We start from the raw sequence: 6,626 nt of genomic DNA on the forward strand, positions 1-6,626 counted from the left end.
GTCAGTCCTCCGGGGCGGTCAGCTCGGACGCCAGCAGCGCCCGCTGCTCGCGCAGCTGGGGTGTGGGCTCAGCGAAGACGTGGTCGAACAGCTCGAACGGGTTCGTCTCCGGGTCGGCGTTCATCTCGTCGCGCAGGCGGGCGGCGTACTCCTCGGCGGCCGCGTGCGCGGCGGCGACGGCCTCGGCGTCCAGGAGGCCCCGGCCGCGCAGATAGGTCTCCAGGCGGGCGAGGGGGTCGGCCGACTCCCACCGCTCGACTTCTTCCGTCTGCCGGTACCGGGTGGCGTCGTCGGCGTTGGTGTGGGCGTCCATGCGGTAGGTGTGCGCCTCGACCAGGAAGGGGCCGCCGCCGGTCCGCGCCCGCCGCACGGCCTCGGTCAGGACGGACAGCACCGCGACGAGGTCGTTGCCGTCCACCTGCTCGGACGGGATGCCATAGCCGATCCCCTTGTACGCGAGCGCGGGAGCCGCGGTCTGCCTGGCCAGGGGCACCGAGATCGCGTACTTGTTGTTCTGCACGAAGAACACGACGGGGGCGTGGAGGACCGCGGCGTAGTTGAGCGCCTCGTGGAAGTCGCCCTCGCTGGTACCGCCGTCACCGATGAAGGCCATGACGACGCCGTCCTCGCCCTTGCGGCGCAGGGCCTCGGCCATGCCGACCGCGTGGATGGTCTGGGTGGCCAGCGGCGTGCACTGCGGCGCGACCCGCGTGGCGGCGGGGTCGTACCCGCAGTGCCAGCCGCCCCGCAGCAGGGTGAGCACCTCGACGGGATCCATGCCGCGGGAGACCAGGGCCACGCAGTCCCGGTAGGTGGGGAACAGCCAGTCGTCCTCGCGCAGCGCGAGCACGCCGGCGATCTGGCAGGCCTCCTGCCCGCGGCTGGACGGGTAGACGGCGAGCCGGCCCTGCTTGGTCAGCGCGGTGGCCTGACGGTCGAAGCGGCGGCCCAGGACCATCCGGCGGTACGCCTCCAGCAACTGCTCATCGGCGGGCGCCGGGTAACCGGCGGGCGCTCGCACGGCCGTACCGTCCTCGGCGATGAAGCGCACCGGCTCGGGTGAGGGGAGAAGGCCGTCGACCGCTTGACGGCGCGTCCGCACGGACATCGCGACGCTCTCTTTCTCTGGACGTTTGACAAGGAAAGCGTCGACCTCCAGAACCATCTGTTCAAGACATCAGGCATGATGAGCGACAAATGGGTTCAATGGGGACGCGGGGAGGGCCAAATGTCAGCGGACGAGGGCGTTGAGGGGGGCTGGCCGGGACATTCGGCCAGCAAATTGGACGGGGTGGACCGCGCGATCATCGCCGAGCTGCTGCGCGACGGCCGGATGTCGATGCGGACGCTCGCCGAGCGCGTCCACATCTCCCGCGCCAACGCCTACGCCCGCCTCACGCGGCTGATGGACGACGGGGTGATCACCGGCTTCACGGCCGAACTCGCCCCGCACAAGGCCGGTCTGGGCACCAGCGCGTACGTCTCGGTCACCATCGAGCAGAACTCCTGGCGTACGGTGTCGGCCAGGCTCCGGAGCATCCCGTACGTCGAGCACTTCGCGATGGTCGGCGGCGACTACGACGTCCTGGCCCTGGTCAGGACGCCGGACAACGCGGCGCTCAGGCAGGTGGTGCTGGAACGCATCCAGGACGTCCCCGGCGTCCGGGCCACCCGCACCTGGCTGGTGTTCGACGAGGCCCGTGGGCGGGGCACGGACTGGGGGGCACGGGAGAGCTAGCGTGTTTCCCGGGACGCCTTGTACTCCTCCAGGAGCGCGTCGAGGCTGCGCACCATGAAGGTGTAGTACTCGTGCATCTCCCGCAGGCGCGCCCCCTGCCGCTCGGGCAGGTCGGCGGCGCGGCGGCGCGCGCTCTCGGCCAGGGTCAGCAACTCGGTCGTCTGCTCCAGCTGGTGCTGCAGGCAGCCACTCCAGGCGTCGTCGCGCCATTCGTAGACGTACTGCCGGGAACCCGGCTGCTTGAAGCGCCGCACGGTTCCGCTGACCATCAGCAGGCGCGTCGTCTCCGACACCGAGCCCTTGCTCGCGTCCAGGGCCTCCTGCAGCTCCGTCATCGTCATGGGCGCCTCCCTGAGCATGAGGACGCCCGCGGCCCGTCCGGCCATCGGCGGCCAGCCCATCGCCCGGCCGATGTGCAGCCCGAAGTCGTCGATCAGGGGATTCACCGCATCGTCGCCGACGGGGCTGGACACCACCGGACTCCAATCGCTCAGAAAAAAATGAACTTTCACTATTGACTGAACTTTCCGCTGGAGGGCAGTCTACCGGCTAACAGCGGTTCGGGCATGTCTGGAGCCGCGCTGCCTGAATGCAGGAGGTTCGCCGTGACAGGCACGGGCTGGGACATCATCGTCGTGGGAGCCGGTTCCGCCGGCGCGGCACTCGCCGTCCGCTCCGCCGAGCGGGGCAAGCGCGTCCTGCTGCTGGAGGCCGGGCCCGACTACCGGTCGGCGCAGATGCACGAGGCGTGGCGGTCGCCGAACCCCGTCCGGGCGCTGCTGGATCCCAGCGCCACCGAGGGCCTGGTCTGGATGGGCGTCAATTCCTCCCGGACCGACAAGCAGGCGCAGGCGCCGTACTGGCGCGGGCGTGGGGTGGGCGGCAGCTCGTCGATCAACGGGCAGATCGCGATCCGCCCGCCGGTGGAGGACTTCGACGACTGGGCCGCGGCGGGGTGCGCCGGGTGGTCATGGCAAGACGTGCTGCCCTACTTCGCGAAGCTGGAGGACGACGCGGAGTTCGGGGACGAGCCGTACCACGGGCGCGGCGGGCCGACACCGATCTTCCGGATGCCTCGGGAGCGGTGGGGAGCGGTGGACTCCGCCCTGTCGGCCGCCGCGCTGGCCGCCGGACACCCGTGGGCGCCGGACGTGAACGCGCCCGGAGCGAGCGGGGTCTCGCCTTACCCGATCAACTCCCGCGCCGGGCGCAGGGTCACGGTCAACGACGGCTACCTCGAACCGGGCCGGTCCCTGCCCGGCCTCACCGTACGCGGCGGAGCCCTGGTGGACCAGGTCGTGTTCGACGGCGACCGCGCCACCGGCGTCCGGGTGATCGTGGACGGGACGGCGACGACCGAGTACGCGGACGAGATCGTGCTCAGCGCGGGCGTCATCCACTCCCCCGCGATCCTGCTGCGGTCGGGGGTCGGCCCGGCCGCCGACCTGCGCCGGCTGGGGATCACGGTACGCCGGGACCTGCCGGTCGGCCTCGGCATGCAGGACCATCCGATGATCGTCGTCGAGCTGCCGCTGACCTCGGAGGCCGCCATCAAGACGGCCGACGACCGCCACACCAATGTCTGCGTCCGCTACACCAGCGGCCCCGGGGGTCTGCCGCACGACATGATGTTCGTCTCGCTGAACCAGAACGTCCTGTCGATGGAGGCCGCCGACACCCGGTTCCCGGCGGGCGGCTTCGGCGTGTGGCTGAACCAGAACCATTCGCGCGGCGTACTGTCGCTGACCTCCGCCGACCCCGAAGCCCAGCCCGAGGTGCGGGAGCGGATGCTGTCGGACGCCCGCGATCTGGAGCGGCTGCGCCAGGGGGTCCGCGCCCTGGTCGAGATGGCGCGCGGGCCCGAGGTCGCCCCGATCCTCGACGGCTCGGTCGAGGCCCGCAACAGCCGCCTGTTCGCGGTGCTGGACAACGACGCCGAACTCGACGACCACCTCCTGGCCACCGCGGTGGACGCCCAGCATGGCACCAGCACCTGCCGGATGGGCGCACCCGGTGACGCCGCCACGGTGGTCGATCCGTCGTGCCGCGTGCTCGGGGTCGACGGGCTGCGCGTGGTCGACGCCTCGATCTTCCCCTCGGTCCCGCGGGCCAACACCAACCTGGCAGCGATCATGGTCGGCGAGCTCATGGCCGACCGTCTCGGCTGAGTCCGCCCCCATTTACTTCGCAAGGAGCACCATTTCGTGAAGACCCTGCAGAACCTGATCGGCGGCATGTGGGAGGACTCCCGTGGTGACGCGTTCCACGACGTGATCGATCCGGCGACCGAAGAGGTCGTCGGCCGCTCCCCCGGCGGCTCGCCGGAGGACGTCCGCCTGGCCGTCGACGCGGCCGTCCAGGCGCAGCCGGCCTGGGCGGCCCTGCCGGTCGCCGAGCGCGTGGAGCGCCTGTCCCGGTGGGCGGACACGATCGCCGAGCACGCCGAGGAGCTGGCGGAGCTCGAATGCCGGGAGATGGGCAAGCCCGTCGCGCTCGGCCGTACCTTCATCGGGGGCGCGGCGCAAGGATTCAAGGCGGCGGTGGCCGAGGCCCTGGACTACCCGTTCGAGGAGGCCGTCGCCGGTCCGGGCGGGAGCGCCACCACGATCCTGCGTAAGCCGCTCGGCGCCACGGCGGTCATCGTGCCGTGGAACTTCCCGGTGCCCATGGCGCTGGGGGCGCTCGGCCCGCTGCTGGCGGCGGGCAACACCGTCGTGCTCAAGCCGTCCGAACGCTCCCCCATGTCGGCGGTACGGCTGCTGGAACTGATGGATCTGCCGGCCGGCGTGGTGAACCTGGTTCTCGGCGACTCCCGGGCCGGTGCGCCGCTGGTCGCGGACGAACGGATCGGGCTCGTCCACTTCACCGGCTCGGTCGAGGCCGGACGCCGGGTCGGCGCGGAGAGCGGGGGCCTGCTGCACCGGGCGATCCTCGAACTCGGCGGCAAGGACCCCGTGGTAGTGGACGCGGGCGTCGACCCGGCCGCGACCGCCGCGGCGGTCGCGTTCGGCGCGTTCGCCAACTCCGGCCAGATCTGTACGTCCATGGAACGCGTCTACGTGCACCAGGACATCGCCGAGGCGTTCGTCGACGCCCTCGTCGAGGTCGCCAACGGTTACGCCCTGGGAGACGGGCGCGACGAGAGCACGGTGCTGGGCCCGCTGGTCGACCGGCGTCAGCGCGACATCGTGGACCGGCACGTCACCGACGCGGTCGACCGCGGCGCCACCGTCCGCACGGGCGGGACCGTGCCCGAGGGCAAGGGCTTCTTCTACCCCGCCACCGTGCTCACCGGCGTGGACGACTCCATGCTGGTCATGACCGAGGAGACCTTCGGCCCGCTCGCCCCGGTCGAGGTCGTCTCCTCCTTCGAGGAGGGGCTGGAGAAGGCGGCCGGCACCCGTTTCGGCCTCGCCGCCACCGTGTACACCAACGACCCGGCGCACATGGCCGCGGCTCGCGACATCCCGGCCGGGGTCGTGTGGGTCAACCAGTGGCAGGGGGGCGGGCCCGAGCGGCTGTACGAGCCGGCGGGTGACAGCGGCATGGGGGCGACCGGGTCCCGGGCCGCCTATGACGCGGCCACCCGCCCTGTCTCGATCCACACCGCCCCGTCCGCGTGACGGACCCAAGGGGAGTGGACTCAGCGGGAATGGGCGCCGGGGACGTGGCTGGGGTGAAAGGTGGGGCGGCGGGCGGCGCCAAGCGGCATGCCGCCAACGCCGTCGGCGCCTGGAGCAGCCGCCTGGTCGAGCTGTCCCATCGCATCCACTCCCACCCCGAGCCGGCCTTCGAGGAGACGCGGGCCAGCGCGTGGGTGGCGGACGCGCTGAGCGCCGCCGGTTTCGACGTCCAGCACGGCTGCTACGACCTGCCCACCGCCGTACGGGCGAGCGTGGGAACGGGTCCGCTGCACATCGGGATCTGCGCCGAATACGATGCCCTGCCCGAGATCGGGCACGCCTGCGGGCACAACATCATCGCCGCCGCGGCAGTGGGCGCCGCAGTCGGACTGGCCGGACTGGCCGACGATCTCGGACTGACGGTGACCGTCCTCGGCACTCCGGCCGAAGAAGGCGGCGGCGGCAAGATCCTCATGCTGGAGCGCGGCGCGTTCGCGGGGCTCGACGCGGCGATGATGGTCCATCCCGCCGCGGTCGAGATGGCGGCGATGCCCGGCTCGGCCGTCGCCCAGTTCGAGGCCTCCTACCGGGGGAAGCCCGCCCATGCGGGCGCGTACCCGGAGCTGGGCGTCAACGCCGCCGACGCGATGACCGTCGCGCAGGTGGCGATCGGGCTGCTGCGCCAGCAGACGGGCGCCGGTGACCGCGTCCACGGCATCGTCACCCAGGCCGGCACCGCGCCGAACGTGATCCCCGACGCCAGCCACGGGCGGTGGATCGTCCGAGCCTCCACGCTGGAGGCCCTGGCCGAGCTCAAGCCACGCGTGCGGCGGTGCTTCGAGGCGGGAGCGGTGGCCACCGGGTGCGAGCTGACGGTCACTCCCCTGGGCCCCGACTACGCCGACCTGCGGCCCGATGCGGGGATGCTCCGGCTGTACCGGGCCAACGCCGAGGCGCTGGGGCGCGTCTTCCCGGACCTGCCCGGCGGTGCTCCGGCCGGCGCGGCCACGGACATGGGTAACGTCTCCCATGTCGTTCCCAGCATCCATCCCATGCTGGGGCTGGACTGCCTGCCCGCGGTCAACCATCAGCCCGAGTTCACCGCGGCCTGCGCCACTCCGGCCGCCGACAGAGCGGTCCTGGACGGCGCCACCGCGATGGCGTGGACCGCCATCGACCTCGCCCACGCCGCATCCGCTCAGCGGGCCTCCCACGGCTGAGCCCCGGTCCGGCAGCCCGCGTTCGCCCCGGTCACCTCACTGGTG

Annotated in this window: 6 protein-coding genes; 4 read left to right on the forward strand and 2 right to left on the reverse strand. The window is 72.1% G+C overall.

The window, feature by feature from the left end:
• Nucleotide 1: 1 nt before the first annotated feature.
• Nucleotides 2–1,108, reverse strand: a complete 1,107-nt coding sequence (pdhA, locus tag AB0B64_RS52740; protein WP_357952088.1) for a pyruvate dehydrogenase (acetyl-transferring) E1 component subunit alpha — start codon at nucleotides 1,106–1,108, stop codon at nucleotides 2–4.
• 120 nt (nucleotides 1,109–1,228) lie between these two features.
• Between pdhA and AB0B64_RS52745 the strand changes: the two genes are divergently transcribed.
• A complete protein-coding gene (locus tag AB0B64_RS52745; RefSeq protein ID WP_358199960.1) occupies nucleotides 1,229–1,738 on the forward strand; it encodes an Lrp/AsnC family transcriptional regulator in 510 nt (169 codons plus the stop codon).
• Here AB0B64_RS52745 and AB0B64_RS52750 read toward each other — a convergent pair.
• On the reverse strand, nucleotides 1,735–2,211 hold the full coding sequence (locus AB0B64_RS52750; RefSeq protein WP_357952086.1) for a hypothetical protein: 477 nt from the start codon (nucleotides 2,209–2,211) through the stop codon (nucleotides 1,735–1,737). The genes AB0B64_RS52745 and AB0B64_RS52750 overlap by 4 nt on opposite strands.
• A gap of 132 nt (nucleotides 2,212–2,343) precedes the next feature.
• On the opposite strand from AB0B64_RS52750, the gene AB0B64_RS52755 reads away from it, so the two are divergent.
• The 3 genes from AB0B64_RS52755 to AB0B64_RS52765 are packed head-to-tail and all read left to right on the forward strand — an operon-like array spanning nucleotide 2,344 to nucleotide 6,581.
• On the forward strand, nucleotides 2,344–3,906 hold the full coding sequence (locus AB0B64_RS52755) for a GMC family oxidoreductase N-terminal domain-containing protein (protein ID WP_358199972.1): 1,563 nt from the start codon (nucleotides 2,344–2,346) through the stop codon (nucleotides 3,904–3,906).
• Between the two features lie 36 nt (nucleotides 3,907–3,942).
• The gene (locus tag AB0B64_RS52760; RefSeq protein WP_358199980.1) at nucleotides 3,943–5,361 is read left to right on the forward strand and encodes an aldehyde dehydrogenase family protein; all 1,419 of its coding nucleotides are present in this window, start codon (nucleotides 3,943–3,945) and stop codon (nucleotides 5,359–5,361) included.
• Between the two features lie 44 nt (nucleotides 5,362–5,405).
• Complete coding sequence (locus AB0B64_RS52765; RefSeq protein WP_358199988.1) at nucleotides 5,406–6,581, forward strand: M20 family metallopeptidase; 1,176 nt, start codon at nucleotides 5,406–5,408, stop codon at nucleotides 6,579–6,581.
• Nucleotides 6,582–6,626 lie beyond the last annotated feature (45 nt).

The organism is Nonomuraea sp. NPDC049129, assembly GCF_040648495.1.
Lineage (GTDB): Bacteria > Actinomycetota > Actinomycetes > Streptosporangiales > Streptosporangiaceae > Nonomuraea.